The organism is Nostoc sp., from assembly GCF_036917235.1.
Taxonomy (GTDB): domain Bacteria; phylum Cyanobacteriota; class Cyanobacteriia; order Cyanobacteriales; family Nostocaceae; genus Nostoc.
In genome coordinates this window covers 145,145-160,581 of record NZ_JBALDU010000078.1, presented here as the reverse complement: position 1 = coordinate 160,581, position 15,437 = coordinate 145,145, and the positions used below count along the sequence as shown (strand labels likewise).

At 40.4% G+C, this 15,437-nt stretch carries 12 protein-coding genes; all 12 read right to left on the bottom strand.

Features of this window, described 5'->3' with window-relative positions; genetic code table 11:
• Positions 1-68: 68 nt before the first annotated feature.
• Positions 69-788 carry a heterocyst development glycosyltransferase HepC gene (hepC, locus tag V7K44_RS22665; RefSeq protein ID WP_334934563.1) on the bottom strand — a complete coding sequence of 240 codons (720 nt, stop codon included), beginning with the start codon at positions 786-788 and terminating at the stop codon, positions 69-71.
• 900 nt (positions 789-1,688) lie between these two features.
• Positions 1,689-3,917 carry a GumC family protein gene (locus V7K44_RS22660; RefSeq protein ID WP_334934561.1) on the bottom strand — a complete coding sequence of 743 codons (2,229 nt, stop codon included), beginning with the start codon at positions 3,915-3,917 and terminating at the stop codon, positions 1,689-1,691.
• 122 nt (positions 3,918-4,039) lie between these two features.
• Entirely contained in the window at positions 4,040-5,140 is a 1,101-nt protein-coding gene (locus V7K44_RS22655) for a glycosyltransferase (RefSeq protein WP_099101527.1), read from the bottom strand.
• Positions 5,141-5,443: 303 nt separating this feature from the next.
• Positions 5,444-6,757, bottom strand: a complete 1,314-nt coding sequence (locus tag V7K44_RS22650; RefSeq protein WP_334934559.1) for an NAD(P)H-dependent oxidoreductase — start codon at positions 6,755-6,757, stop codon at positions 5,444-5,446.
• A gap of 346 nt (positions 6,758-7,103) precedes the next feature.
• Positions 7,104-7,649 carry a dTDP-4-dehydrorhamnose 3,5-epimerase gene (gene rfbC / locus V7K44_RS22645; RefSeq protein WP_334934557.1) on the bottom strand — a complete coding sequence of 182 codons (546 nt, stop codon included), beginning with the start codon at positions 7,647-7,649 and terminating at the stop codon, positions 7,104-7,106.
• Positions 7,650-7,781: 132 nt separating this feature from the next.
• Entirely contained in the window at positions 7,782-8,627 is an 846-nt protein-coding gene (locus V7K44_RS22640) for a phytanoyl-CoA dioxygenase family protein (RefSeq protein ID WP_334934555.1), read from the bottom strand.
• 21 nt (positions 8,628-8,648) lie between these two features.
• Positions 8,649-9,491, bottom strand: a complete 843-nt coding sequence (locus tag V7K44_RS22635; protein WP_334934552.1) for a phytanoyl-CoA dioxygenase — start codon at positions 9,489-9,491, stop codon at positions 8,649-8,651.
• 49 nt (positions 9,492-9,540) lie between these two features.
• Positions 9,541-10,548 (bottom strand): glycosyltransferase family 2 protein, encoded by a 1,008-nt coding sequence (locus tag V7K44_RS22630; protein ID WP_334934550.1) that lies wholly within the window; start codon positions 10,546-10,548, stop codon positions 9,541-9,543.
• A gap of 38 nt (positions 10,549-10,586) precedes the next feature.
• Complete coding sequence (locus V7K44_RS22625; protein ID WP_334934548.1) at positions 10,587-11,540, bottom strand: glycosyltransferase family 2 protein; 954 nt, start codon at positions 11,538-11,540, stop codon at positions 10,587-10,589.
• 254 nt (positions 11,541-11,794) lie between these two features.
• Positions 11,795-12,823 carry an NAD-dependent epimerase/dehydratase family protein gene (locus tag V7K44_RS22620; protein WP_334934546.1) on the bottom strand — a complete coding sequence of 343 codons (1,029 nt, stop codon included), beginning with the start codon at positions 12,821-12,823 and terminating at the stop codon, positions 11,795-11,797.
• Positions 12,824-13,234: 411 nt separating this feature from the next.
• On the bottom strand, positions 13,235-14,449 hold the full coding sequence (gene lhgO / locus V7K44_RS22615; RefSeq protein ID WP_334934544.1) for an L-2-hydroxyglutarate oxidase: 1,215 nt from the start codon (positions 14,447-14,449) through the stop codon (positions 13,235-13,237).
• A 158-nt stretch (positions 14,450-14,607) separates the two neighbouring features.
• Positions 14,608-15,381 (bottom strand): glucose-1-phosphate cytidylyltransferase, encoded by a 774-nt coding sequence (gene rfbF / locus V7K44_RS22610; protein ID WP_094351583.1) that lies wholly within the window; start codon positions 15,379-15,381, stop codon positions 14,608-14,610.
• Between the last annotated feature and the right edge of the window lie 56 nt (positions 15,382-15,437).

The following is a 15,437-nucleotide window of genomic DNA, read 5'->3' as shown; positions in this document are numbered from 1 at the left end:
ATACTACATAAATAATTTTTTTGAGCCTCGGTGCGATAAATAAAATCATCAATTACCGCACCGATAAATTACAGAGTTTGGCTATCCAGATGTAAAAGGTGAGACTGTGCCTCTACTTCCCAGGAAGCTGTAATTTCTGGTAATTTATTTAGCTGTACTGCATCTTCCAAAGTCCAACAACGAGATCCGGTTAAACTCATGTCACCCCGTAACACGTTAAATAACTGTGGCAGATTATCGAGATTATATTTACCCATCCAACGCCCTAGCAGTGTGTTATTGTCGGTGCAAAAACTCATTGTTTGAAAGAGTTTACCTCGTTCCCCAACACGCCATTCATGACAAAAAAGTGACCCTGGCGAGTAAACCTGCATTAATCCAATCAATCCCAACATGACTGGACTTACTAATAGCAGCAATACGAAAGCAGCAATCCAATCAATTACTCGCTGCAATTGTCTGAAGGGTTGGTTAGGAAGTTTTTTGCCAACGGGTAGGCTTAGGAATATTGGTTTTTGAGCTGCTTCACACGCATCTGCCCAAAATTTGAGCAAAGTTTCACCCAATTTTGGATCTATACTCACTAAACTTACTGGAGAATGTTGTAAGCATTCTACTAGCGATCGCTTATTATCTAATGAAGCCAGATATGGTTGTTTCACTCCTCCAAGCGGCTTCACCAACAGCTTACCGCGCCGCCACAGGAGTGTGCAGTACCCACGATTATCTTGGTGTGACTGGGTTACATCATATAAATTCTCTAGAGTTGGAATTATTGAAGTTGTCATAATGTCTTTGGGTTTATACAGGAATGAATTACTGAGGCGTTATCAAAGGCTATCAATGCCAAAGACCCAAATCCGAATCTTGTTGTAAGTCCAAAAAGTTGGAGATAATTGAGGGCAAAAATATGCTATAGTATTTGCCACACAGCCAAGCACGTATTACGTAGAATTTTGCTGATGTAGAGATTTACAAATTAAACAGATACTAATTACATAGGTAGCAATCACCGCTACTATTAACATTCATGGGCAAATCTTGATTTTCCGGAAACTACTGACAGTAGAGAAGTGTAGAGGGAAATTACCCATGAATCTATGTCAACGTTTAATTACGCTGAGGTGTTCATTGTCTCGATAGATTTGAAAAACCAGTCTGCTCTTGTATTCTAGCCTTTATGAAGGTGCTTTAATCTCTAGAATATAAGACTCTGTAGAAATAGCGATCGCTCAAATAACTTCTTTATTTATTCTTTAAAGAGTCAGTGATTTCTCTGAAAACTCATGAAGATAGCATAAATATACTGAATTCTTCCCGATCGCAACAAAATTAGATTTGGTTCATCAAAACGCAGAGGCAATTCATAAATCATTGCTATCAATTTAAGCTAAAAGCCAGTCTAAAACCAGCCTTTAGCAGATTGCCTCGTTTGCCTCGTTCCCAGTCTCAGACTGGGAATGCCCGTCCTTGAGGCTCCGCCTCTTTTACTCACGGCATACGCTTGGGTTAAGCATTTTCTTCTCTTCTCTCTGTTTCCTCTGGGTTCGTTAAAAATTTGACTTTTACTCGTGGCAGCAGCCCAATGAACAGCATTTCCAACCAGAGGCTATAAACGAGAAAAAATGCAAAACGCAAAATCCCCGACTTCCTAGAGAAATCGGGGATTTATTATCTACCAGTACTAGCTACTTTTCTACAGCCTGACGTAGAGCCAATTGCTGTTGTTTGATATTAGGTACGTAATTACTACTATTTGATGCCCCATTAGCTACAACCCCAATCAGATTTAACTTACTCAGCATAGCTGTCGCTTGATTAAGCTGACTTCGCGTCACAATACCAATGCTTGCCACCATAATCACACTACGACAAGATGATGCGGTAAGCATGGCATCCACCAAACCGAGAACTGGGGGCGCATCTATCAAAACCAAATCATAGTTTTCCTCAAATGCTGCCATTAATTGCATCATCCGAGGGGAACTCAACAGATTAGCTGGATCGGTAGGTTTGGGGCCGGCGGTCAAAATATCGATGTAGGCGGAACCTGAGTATTGAAGACTAATTTGATTGGGTAGAGTTGTATCACTCGCCAATAAAGTTGAAAGCCCCTGCTCATTGGGAAGATTCAGTTGATGGTGCAAACTGGGATCGCGTAAATTGGCATCAATCAGCAGTACCCTTTTATGTAGACGAGCAGCACTCATTGCCAAACCCAACGCCAAAGCTGATTTACCTTCATCGGCTAAAGCTGAGGTAATCATCAAAGATTTTAAATTAGTAACAGTATTTAAAAGTTCGATGTTTTTGTAAATCAGATCCAGCGATTCCCAACGCGGTGGAGATTGCAATACCTGAATCGTCCAAGGAGCGAGAACTTCTGGCTTGCCAAAAGGCAACTTGATCATTGATTCTCTTGGTTTAGCTGGCGGTAACTTGGGAGTTGTTCCCAACAACGGCATAGCCATTTGCTTCTCTAATTCAGCAGTGGTGTGAACTGCATCATCAGCCGATTCGCGAATAAAGGCAGCAATTCCTCCTAACATTAAGCCAACCACAGCACCTAACAGCAAATTCTGCTGGAGATTGGGGCCTAATTTTGCGCCTTTTTGAGGATCTTCTACCACTTCCCAATTAAATCCACCCTTAGAAAGTTCTTGTCGTAATTGTTGTTCTGCTCTTAAAAGCTGCTCTAATCTTTCACGACTAAATTGCAACTGCGGTAGCATCCGATTGTAATAAGCCAAAAGAGGCGGGAAGCGTTTGATTTCCAAACGTAGCTCGTTTTCTTTCTGAGCCAAAGTTTGATCGCGAGCAGTTAAAGCAACTATAGTTGTCTGCGTTTCTACTAACTGACCAGCAAGGCTGAGATCGATTTGGCCCAGCTGTCCTTTTTCGAGAAGAGAGTCTCCAGAAGTGAATGCACTAGCAGACTTTTCGCCTAAAGTTCTTCCTACTTCTTGTTGCAATAATTCCTTCTGACCCTGAAGCTGTTCTTTCAGCTTTTGGACACTCGGAGTTTGATCTGTAAACCGTAAGCGTTCTTGTGCTAGAGCCAATTCGCTTTTTTGGATTTCGTTTAGTAAGCCTTGATAGCGAGTAGACTGACTCAAACGAGAAGCAACTAGAGCATTTTGGGGAGAACGGTTAAGTTGTTCTTCTAAAGATTTTTGGCGTGCTAAAGCTTCCCCATACTGAGCGCGAGTTGTCTGTCTTTCTTGGGAAAGATTGTTCAAAGCTGTTTCAATCGCTTTGGCCTGTGACTCTGGATCGATTAAGTTCTGATTTCTACGAAATCTTTGTAAATTTGTCTCAGATGCGTTTACTTCTTCACTGGCTTTACTTAACTGTTCCCTAATGATTTGCAGACCTTTTTGTAAACGCGAACTCTGTTGTTGTTTGTTATATTCCAGATAAACTTGTCGAATTGCATCCAGAACTTTTTGGGTCTTTTCAGGATCTCCAGCGGTATATTCAACTTGGAATATTTTAGTAGCGACATTATCTTCTTTGCTCCTAATTTGAGTTAAGACCAAAGAAGCTTTAATTTCAGATGAAGTTATATCTGGATAATTAGACTGAAGTTTATCAACTGCTTTTTGGATGAGTCCCGAACCTTGCATCAAGTTAAGCTGAGTGGCAGTATCTATGACCACGTTAGAGTCAGTAAACTGGTTGTCTACCGCCGCACCACCTTCCGTTTTACCTTGATAGTTAGGTTCTACTAGCAATTGCATAGAACTTTTATAAGTAGGCTTTGTTTTTACAGTTACTATGCTGGCAATAGCAATAGAACTAATTAATACTGCTAAGAACCAAGGAAATCTTCGCACAAATACGGCAAACATTTGTCCGTAACTTGGTTCACTTTCAGAAGCTGGAGCTAGATGAGGATTTAGACTAGTTTGAACCACTTTTATATCCTTGTCTTCAAGACTTACGCTAAGAGATTCTCCGAAGAATACCTATTTTTTTACGAACTGCTAATGAGGAGAGAGCAAATAAATAGGTAATCTGATAATGGAAAATTCAGAAATCAAATGAATAATTGCTGCACGCCACAAGCTTGATTAATAATTTGCTCAACCTTGCCAAAAAATGCATTCTCTGAAAAATTTGCTACTGCATGATTACGGATGCGATCGTAATCCCAAGAAATGCCGTTGGCTTCTAGTAAGGCAACTTGTAAAGATTCGGGTGTTTGTCTTTTGAAAAAGACTCCTGTTTCACCGGGAATTTGAGTATCTAATACTCCACCCGCTCCATAAGCGATGACTGGTGTACCGCTTGCATTAGCCTCTACTGGAACTAATCCGTAATCTTCTAAGGCTGCGACAATAATAGACTTGGCTTTGGAAAACAAGTCTTTGCGGGTTCTATCACTTACGTGTCCCAAGAACACAATATTTTGTAATGCTTTGGATTTTAACCGTGCTAGTTCTGGCCCGTCACCAGATATTAATAGCCGCCACCCCAACCAATTAAAAGCTTCGACTATTATATCAAGTCGCTTATAACTGATCATCCGGGCGGAGGCTAGATAATATTCATCTTTTATATCTGAAAAAACAAATTTACTAGTATCAATTGGATAGTTCACCATCATTGCCTTTTTGCCATAAATCTTTTCAATCCGGCGGGCAACAACACTAGAATTAGCAATGTAAAGGTCAGGTTCCTGTGCATATTTCAGGTCTACCTTTCTCATGACTTGAAATACTTGTTCGATTAAAGGAGCAAAATATCTATAGTCCCCGTACTCTCTTAAATAAGTTGCTGTATCCCATAAGAAACGGGTAACGTTATGGCAAAAACAAATGTGGTGGGCATTGGGATTTTTTCGCACTGCTTTGGCAAAGCTGGTGCTACTACTAATAATTAAATCGTAGTCTTGCAGATCCAAGGCACGAAAGGCAGGAAAATATAGAGGAGCCATCGACCTAAAATATTTTGCTGCGCCAGGAATCTTTTGCAAGAAAGTTGTGTTGACTATGCGATCGCCTAGATCGATAGTTTTTTGTGGATCGTACAAAGATGTGAAAATATCTGCTTCGGGATAGCGCTTACAAAGCAGTTCAAACACACGCTCTGCCCCACCTCGCTGGGTTAAATAATCATGGACGAGAGCAATTTTCATGAAATTTGACCTAAAGTTTCGATCGAGTTTGTTGAAACGCTCCCCAGCAAGTTACTATCAACAACTTTAGTGTCCCGCAGTATAGCTTCCTATCCTCTTGATGAAATTTTGGCGACAAATATGTTAGTAGCAGACTCGGAGATCCCCCCAACCCCCCTTATAAAGGGGGGCTTTTTCTTCTTTTTACCCCCTTTTTAAGGGGGTCGCCGCAGGCGGGGGGATCTCATCCGAAACGTATTAGGGGCGTACAGCTGTACACCCCTACAGCTAATTCATTTGTGGCAAATGTTTTGAGAACCGATATTATCCAACTGCTACTAAGATTTTTTCTGGAGCGAAATAGGTGTTTTGCTCAGTTCGTAGTTGGTCGCAGAGTCTGCCTTCAGGTAATTCTACATCCTCATAAGTGAGGACTTGATCTTTAGAAATATCTCGTTTGAGGCGGCACCCTTCAGCTAAACCCATTGGTAGAAGATTTTGCTGTTGGACGATATCGGAATTTTCACATTGTCCGTAGGTCATGTAGTAGCCGATGCCATCTAAGGTTTCTCCTGCTTTCAGGTCGATTTTGGCGGTGGTGATAACATCTACTAGCGGGCCTGCTAGTGGAGACATAACAGCATCACCAAATAAAACAGCACGCGCTACGGACAAGGGAACTTCAAAATGACAGAGGTGATAAGGAGTATAGAAGCTGTAAAGTGGGCCTTCGCCTAATTTATATAAGTTGAGATAGTGGCGTTGCTTGGGGTCGTCGTGAGTGGCAAATACATATACGCCTGGCCCTGGTTTTGCTCCAACTACATAATCGACAATGCCGCCCAGTTCTTTGAGTTGTTCAACATCATATAACTGAGTCATTTCATCGACATGACCGCTGAAGTCATATCCCAACATTCCCCGTTTGGCGACTTTCATGCCTGTGGCATTGGCAACGATCGCTTGCTCGAAGGAAATTTTGCTTCCGTCGGCGAAGCTAGCCACCATGTGGGGCTTTTGACCCCAACGTTTAGCAAATCCTTCCTGGGTGGTGGGATTGCGATAGGGGTCTTGGAGTCCTTTAATGTTACCGCACAATAAGGGAGTTAAACCAATGCTTTTTACAAAGCGATAAAGGTTCATTTGTACCCCTGGCTGGTCGCCATCACAAGCGCTGAGAATCACACCTGCTTTGTCGGCATACACTTTCAGGATGGGGCCAATGGTGCCATCAAGTTCGGCATTCATCATGATCACATGTTTGCGGTGGGCGATCGCTTCCATAACGATCCCAGCGCCAAATTCCACTGCACCCGTGACTTCGATTAATGCATCGATGCCTTCAGCCCGACACAGTAACTTAGCGTCTTCTGTGACTGCATACTTACCGTTAGCGATCGCATCTTCTAATTCGCTGACAGTTGCAACAACTTGAATATCTTCAATTCCTGCTTCCGAATAAGCTTGTTTAGCTGCACTAATCTGGCGATTAGAGATAGCAACTAACTCCATTCCTGGCACTGAATTGACAATTTGGTTGGCAATTCCTCTACCCATAAAACCAGCACCGATCATTCCCACCTTGATAGGATTTCCTGCTGCTGCACGGGCTTGTAAGGCGCGATCGATAATAATCATGAACTAAACTCCTTTTTAGAACTGTTTGTTGTGTTACAAATTCTCGATAATTTTGCACTTAATAATTTTTTACAGCTAAACATTAAGTACATTTTCATGGAAATTATCATTAATGATAGCTACTAACTGGTTGCTTGCTAGATGCTATAACAGCAGTCTGTTTTTCCAGCTATGATTTTTGATAATTTGCTCCACAGCATTTTTGTAGGCTTGAGCAAACTTTTCTTATTGATTTGCTCTTGCATATTCTCTCCCCTGCTCCCTGCGGTATATTTTTTGGAAGTACCTTACCTCATACAGAGAAGCCAGTGTGTTGTGTGGAAAACACTTGGCACAGAGAAATAGTCTATACGCCAACAGTCATCATTCTCAACAAGGGCCAATTTAAATCTTTCTCGGAGATTTCAGTCACATCTAGAGGCCAATCAATGTTAAAGAATGGGTCGTCATAGCGTAAACCTCTTTCATATCCTGGGGTGTAAAATTCACCCACTTGATATACAACTTCAGTCTCATCGGTGAGCGCTTGATAGCCATGAGCAAACATTTCTGGAACATACAAAGCGCGGCGATTTTCTGGGGTTAGCTCTACACCAATGTGTGATAAAAAGCTAGGAGATTCAGGACGCATATCAATAATTACGTCGTAGATTGCGCCTTTAGTACAGCGAATTAATTTTGTTTCTGCTGCTGGCAGAACTTGATAGTGCATTCCCCGGATAGTGCCTTTTTTGTAATTAAAAGAGAGATTACATTGGGCAACTGTTGGCTTTAATCCGTGTACTTCAAATTCTTGAGCGCAGAAAGACCGAGCGAAAAAACCACGGTGATCTGGCTTTTCTTCTAAATCAATGATGAATGCGTCTTTTAGTGCAGTTTGAGTGAAGATCATGAATGAATAACCTCGATAGGAATATTGACGACAATGAAACTTGGCAAATTTTAAAACTTAACTTGTTATAAATCTGATCAAGAATAGTCTTGAGCAGATTTTTCTATTAACAAGCAGCTTGCTTTAACTGAACTATATGGCGCTATTACTGACTGGTTCAGTTAACTTTGGTTGGGGAAAAGTATTGTCTCGATATTGAGTACAAACTTCTGGACGATCAGGAGAAGTAGAAGTGTAGCAGGAGAATAGAGTTAGCCTATCTTCTGTGCGTGATGTACCGTGATGTATGGCTTTTTTGGGATCTACCATAATGACTGTTCCTGCTGATCCTGTACAAGATTTCCAAGCCTCTTTCGGGATAATTTCATTTAGTTCTTCATCTGTGATACCTAAATGACCAGATTGCCAAAGCTTGTAGTAAGTACGGTAATAGTTTAATCTAAATAAAGAGGTTAAAGAGGCTGGGATATATTCAAATGGCCCGTGCTTTTCTTCAACATCATTTAAGTAAATAATGATTTTGATCATGCGGCGGTCTTCTGCATCTTTATGCCATAGTTGTGTACCAAACTGACTTTTATTAGGAAAATCCTTGCGGAGATGTACACCATGAAAAATGATTGGCAGACCAATGTAGTTTTCAATAATGTTCAGGAGCCTTTTTTCGCTTCCCCAAGTAGCAAATTCAGGTAAATATGTAACTGTGTAAACTTGGGGAAATTTTTCATGTGAATCGTCATGATTGCCAGATTCCATTTGGGAGGAATAACCATAAGCTGCCTTGAGCAATTCTGCTGTTGAATCGAATCCCAATTCAGCAAGTGTGGTAATATGAATACCATCATATTTAAGGTCATCAAGAATTTTGCGATCGCTTGCTTCTAATGCAGGCAAATGAGCAGCGTGTTTCAAAAGTGCTAATCTATAAACTAACTCAGATCCCAGTGAAGATATTTTGCGTTTAATCTTGATCAGCATTGCATGACTACCTTTAATACGCTATCGGCTATTTTCGACTTGCTGCCTTAACTCTGCTCTGGGATAAGTATCATCCCAGTATTGGGTACAGAGTTCTGGTCTTTCAGGAGGGTTGGCGGTGTAACAAAAGAATAGTGTTGAGCGTTCTTCTGTGCGGACTGTGCCGTGATGCAAAGCATTTTTCGTATCTACAAGAATGACTGTACCTGCTGGGCCTGGGCAGGATTTCCAAGCTGATTTGGGGATGACCGGTTTTACTTCTTCATCGTCAATGCCCATATAACCTGACTTCCACAGTTTGTAGAAAAGCCGAATATAATTCCAACTAAACAAGGAAGTTAAAGAACGGGGAATGTATTCAAAAGGCCCAGTTTTTTCTTCTACATCATTCAAGTAAATAAAGATTTTGATAATGCGGCGGTCTTCGGCATCGCTATGCCATAGTAGTGTGCCAAACTGATGTTTGCTAGGGAAATCTTTACGTAAATGTACACCGTGAAAAGCAATAGGAAGACCAATATAATTTTCGATGAGATTGAGAAGTCTTTTCTCCATTGCCCAGGTATAAAACTCTGGTAAACCTGTAACTGTGTAAATTTGTGGCAACTTTTCGTCTAGATGGTCGTTGTTGGGATTTTCCATCTGAGACAATTGCTGGTAAGCAGCTTTGAGTAGTTCGGAGCTAGAAGTTAATCCTAAATCTGCTAGGGTTGTGACGCAAACGCCATCTTTTTTAAGAGCATTAAGGATCTTGCGATCGCTCCCTTCCAATGCTGGCAGATTTCTGCTATGCTTCCAACGAGCTACATAATATTCAAAGTCAGCAGATATTGTAGATAATTTGCGTTTAATTAGATTAAACATGGGTAAACTCTTTCTAATTTCAATGTAAATTTATCAGTAATTTAGTAGCTTATGGCTTATAGCTCCGTATTTCTTGAGCAGGTATTTCACTTGATTCTGCTAAACTAAATTCTTTAGAAATCATCACGTCAAAAGCACATAAACCGACTAAAGCCAAAAATGGGACTACTGTCTGAATGGCAGACATAGGCCATCTTCTTAAAGCACCTAAGAAAACTTTCAAGTTGACTTCTTTACCGTTTTGCAAAAGCATCCGCCGACAAAACTGCTTAGAATATCCACTCTGCTCTAATTTCAAAATTACTTCAGGTATGTGTTTGTATTGCATTAACAGTGCCGATTTTGGTTCTTTCTGCCAATAACTCACACCCACAACACATTCCAAATAAGTCTCTTTTGTGACAACTACACGACCATTAGAAGCACAATACCCGGCTAAATATGCTAAAGATATCCAGTTATTCTCAGCATCTTGCCAATTTTGTAGAGCGCGTTTCACTAAATCAGTGCGGTAGATTGTAGCAGTCAGAAAAATGACTGCACCGATACTTTTTGAGAAACAATGCTCAAATATAGCTTTACCATCACCATCACCATCTTCACTATCTATATCAAACCAGCGATTACCAACAATTGTTGGTGGATGAACTGGTTCACCAGTAATTTGATTCCGACCAGAAAAGTTGAGAAACAATAATGATAAATCTTCATATCGCTTAAGTTTGCTAATCACATAAGCAATAGCTCTATCTTGAATTGGGTCATCATCACCAATCGTCCAAACATATTTTGTTGTAGTAGAATTTAGGCAATACATAATATTTTTGACAACGCCTAAATTCTGAGAATTTTTATTTGATTTAAATGAGATACTGCTAAGTATTATTTGCCATTTTTTAATCACATCCTGAGTATTGTCTGTTGAACAATTATCAGAAACTAAAATTTCACAATCATCTTCAAAACCTTTGATAGCTTGAGCTAGCCATGCTAACTGTTTATCCAGTAATTCAGCACGATTATAAGTCGGTATAGCAATGGTCAGTAATTTTTGCATGGTAAAAAATAGTAGTTAATAAATTGATATATGAATGGTTACAAGTTAGTCTCTAGCTGTTTGGGTGGAAAAAGAATTGTCCAAGCTGATACGCTTAACAAACGTAGATAAGGAATAAATATCTTGATTGTCAATAAAGGCCAACGTTTTAAAGCACCTAATAAGATTTTCAAGTCAGTTTTTTGATGGAAATTCTGCCAAATCATTTCCTGACAAAATTTATGATGATATCCTACCTTGAGTAGTTTTATATAAACTTCAGGTATATACGCATATCGCATTTTAAAATTCCATGTCGGGTCGAGATCCAAAAGACTAGCGCCCATAGTACATTCTAAATAAGTGTCTTTAGTAACGATGACACTTCCATGAGCAGCGCAAAATGCAGTCCAATATGCTTGAGAGGCCCAATTATTAGTAGCAGACGGCCATTTTTGTAAAGCGCGTTGCACTATATTTGTGCGATAAATTGCTGCTGATATAAACAGTACACCACCAAAATTTTCATTCAGGTAACTTTGAAATACAGTTTTACCATCAACTCTTAATTCATCGTTATCACTATTCAACCAGCGTTCGACAACAAGTTGACCTGTTTGTTTTTGACGACCCGAAAAGTTTAAAAACATTAGTGCTAAATCTGAATGTTTTTTTAGTATTTTTAACACATAATCTAGGGTTTTCTCTTGAATCGTATCGTCATCACCAATTGTCCAAATATATTTACTACTTGGGGCTTTTAAGCAACAAGCAATGTTACCCATAACCCCGATATTTTCACTATTTCTGTTTGATGTAAATGTGACATTACTAAGAATTATTTGCCACTTTTTAATGACTTCTTGGGTATTATCTGTAGAACAATTATCAGAAATAAAGATTTCACAGTCAGACTCAAATCCTTTAATAGATTTGGCTAACCAAGTAAGTTGTTTATCTAAAATCTGGGCACGATTGAATGTAGGAATTGCGATAGTCAGCAATTTATTCATCTTCTGCTTTAGCCTTCAAGAGAAATTTAATAGCTTCTGCTTTGTTTCTTTGGCTTTTTCTCAAAATGTAGCGATGCAGTCCAGCGGCAATCTGTTTAGTTTTCAGATGGCTAACTCGTTTCCTAAGGCTAAGATGAGCGCCATAAAATTTAACTCGCTAATTGCAAATAATTTGATGAATGGAATAAGCCCGAATCAAATAGTATTGATTCGGAAGCTTAGATTCTTTTTCCGTTGCGGCTAGGCAACTTTAACTATTTTTTATTCCAGAAGAAATCTTTGTCGATTTGCTCTGTCCGAATTAGATACTCTAGCTGTTTCAAGCGAGTAAATCCTCTAAACAAGAAAGTATCTTCAGCCATGTGTATTTGACTGAATAAATCAAATAGCTGCTGGGCACCAAGTCGGGCATTCCAATCACATTTAAATCCGGGTAGGATTGTGTTGATTTTATCGAAGGATACGCGATAGCTGCGGTTATCTGCGCCGTTGTCACCAAAGGACAATTTACAATCTGGGAAAACATCAGCAATAATTTCTGCGATTTCTTTAACGCGATAGTTATTTGCTGTATCTCCCACGTTGAAGATTTGGTTATGTACAATGTCTCGTGGTGCTTCTAAGGTGCAAACTATTGCTTTGCAAATATCCAATGCATGGACTAATGGCCGCCAAGGTGTGCCATCACTAATCATTTTGATTTCTTTGCTAGTCCATGCCAACCCTGCTAAGTTGTTTAAAACAATATCAAAGCGCATTCTGGGAGAAGCACCAAAGGCTGTCGCATTCCGCATAAAGGTGGGAGAGAAGTCATCGTCAGCGAGTGGTCTGACATCTCTTTCTACGAGAGTTTTACATTCTGCGTAGGCTGTTTGGGGATTAACTGGGGATTCTTCTGTGACATCACCTGCGGTTGCAACACCGTAGACACTGCACGAAGACATATATACGAAGCGACGCACACCCATAGCCTTAGCCAGACTAGCTAGACGAACTGAACCTACATGATTAATTTCGTAGGTAATATTAGGTGCTAATTGTCCGGCTGGGTCGTTGGAGAGTTCCGCCATGTGAACTATGGCTTCAATACCTTCCAAATCATCAGGGGTGATGTTGCGGATATCTTTGTTGAGGGTTTTGGGTGTGACTCCACTAGGGTTGTATAGCCAACCAACTTTATAGAAGCCGGTATCTAGACCAATAACTTCATGTCCTCGTTCGATTAACAGAGGCGGTAATAACGACCCTAGATAGCCTTCTGTTCCAGTTACTAATATTTTCATTGTGGTTTATGCCTTTGTATTGATGAGTTAAATTTTTCGTTTAGTAAGGACGCACAGATATCCGCCCTATAGGGTGTTGCATCTAAGAGGGAACCGCTATATTTTTCGTTTGTATGCAATAACTCGACCTCTCTCCTCTTAGGAGAGAGGCTTTGAATCTTACCCCTTTTCTTGAGGTTGGAGGTCATTGAACTCAACCCAGAAGCGCTATATATAAAGTTATTACATAGTTGCCGACTAACCCATTGAGTAGCAGCAGTCTATGGCGGTTCTTAATTGATGCACTACACTTTTTTCTTGTGGGATGGGTATCTTACCCGTCTCTTGTATTTCGAGGCAGGCAAAGAAAGATGCCCACTATACAAGATTCATCCCTTAATTCAGCAGTCCCGGAAATAAAAACTATGATATCTATGCAGTGACTACACTCTCTAGATGCGAAAGTTGGGGAATTTCTGCCACAAGTGCTTTGCCGATTTCTAGAGAAGATGTAGCAGCAGGAGAAGGAGCATTGCAAACATGAATGGAGTTTTGACCGGAAACAATCAAAAAGTCGTCTACAAGCTTGCCATCGTTCATTAAGGCTTGAGCGCGAACTCCTGCATGGGTGGGAACTAAGTCTTCTGCTTGCACTTCAGGAATTAGTTTTTGTAAACTTCTGGTGAAGGCTGCTTTGCTAAAAGAACGAATGATTTCTTGAATGCCTTCATCAGCGTGTTTAGCTGCTAACTTCCAGAAACCGGGATAGGTGATGACTTCTAGGAAATCCCGTAAGTCAAAGTCGGTTTTTTTGTAACCTTCGCGTTTGAGGGATAGAACTGCGTTTGGCCCTGCATGGACGCTACCATCAATCATCCGGGTAAAGTGGACACCCAGGAAGGGGAAATCTGGATTGGGAACTGGGTAAATTAGTGTCTTGACTAGATAGCGTTTTTCTGGGGTGAGTTCGTAGTATTCTCCCCGGAATGGCACAATTTTGGCTTGGGGTTCAACTTGACCTAGTTTGGCGGTGCGATCGCTATGCAATCCAGTACAATTAATTACAAAGCGGGTTGCAAAGCTACCTTTGTTTGTTTCCAATACCTGATTTTTACCACTTGGAGAGATTTTCAGGACTTTTGTATTCAGGTGCAAATCTCCACCCTGCTGTTGAATTAGCTGGGCATATTTTAAACAAACTTGCTTGTAATTAACAATACCAGTTGAGGATACCCGAATTCCACCTACACATCTTACGTGAGGTTCAATTTCCTTGACTTCTTCGGGGCTAATTCTCTGGACTTTTATGCCATTGTCTAAGCCGCGTTGGTAGAGATTTTCTAAGCGTGGTAGCTCTTGTTCTTCAGTTGCAACAATTACCTTACCACAAACTTCATGGTCAATTCCATGCTCTTGGCAGAATTCTACCATTGAACGAGAACCATCACGACAAAATTTAGCTTTGAAACTCCCTGGCTTGTAGTAAATACCAGAATGAATTACCCCACTATTATTGCCAGTTTGGTGAAATGCCCATTGACTCTCTTTTTCTAGTACTAAAATCCGGGCATTGGGATAGCGTTTTCCTAAAGCCAACGCTGTCGAGAGTCCAACTATTCCCCCACCTATAATCGCAAAATCATACATTAGTATTATTGTAGCTAAGAGCCAGAGTAAATAAGTGTTTTTTGGAGTTACAATCTAGTACATTAAGACGGAAGCCAATATGCCATATTATAAAATATCAAAATCAAAGCCCAAAATAAAGTTCTTTTGACTTTTGACTTTTGACTTCCGCCTAGCAGCTACCATACCTTCCAAGGAGCCTGATTGTTCTTCCACAGCCCTTCGAGATAGTTTTTATCGCGCAAAGTATCCATTGGTTGCCAAAACCCATCATGTCTGAAAGCTGATAGCTGTTCCATATCAGCTAGCTTTTCTAATGGCTCTTGTTCCCACACTGTAGAGTCATCAGCAATTAAGTTGATTACTTCTGGTTCTAACACAAAATAACCGCCATTAATCCAAGCTCCATCACCTTCAGGTTTTTCCCGAAAGCTGGTGATTTTGGTTTGCTCATATCCTAAAGAAATAGCACCAAAACGTCCGGCTGGTTGAACGGCTGTAAGTGTTCCTAAGCTATTTTGTTCTTTGTGAAACTTAACTAGCTCGGTGATATTAATATTACTGACACCATCGCCATAAGTAAAGCAAAAAGTTTCATTACCAAGATGTTCGCTGATTCGCTTTAAGCGTCCGCCCGTCATTGTATTATCACCCGTATTTACTAAGGTGACGCGCCAGGGTTCTGCATAACCAGAATGCACATTCATCTGGTTAAAGCGCATATCAAAGGTAACATCTGACATGTGTAAAAAGTAATTAGCAAAATACTCTTTAATGATGTAACCTTTGTAACCGCAACAAATAATGAAATCATTAATGCCGTGGGCAGAGTATGTTTTCATTATGTGCCAGAGAATTGGCTTACCACCAATCTCAACCATCGGCTTGGGTCTAACACTGGTTTCTTCACTGAGGCGTGTACCAAGACCTCCAGCCAAAATCACCGCTTTCATGCAATTACCTCGGAGATTTGTAGGGATATGATTATTTGACTTTTTCGAGATGAAGA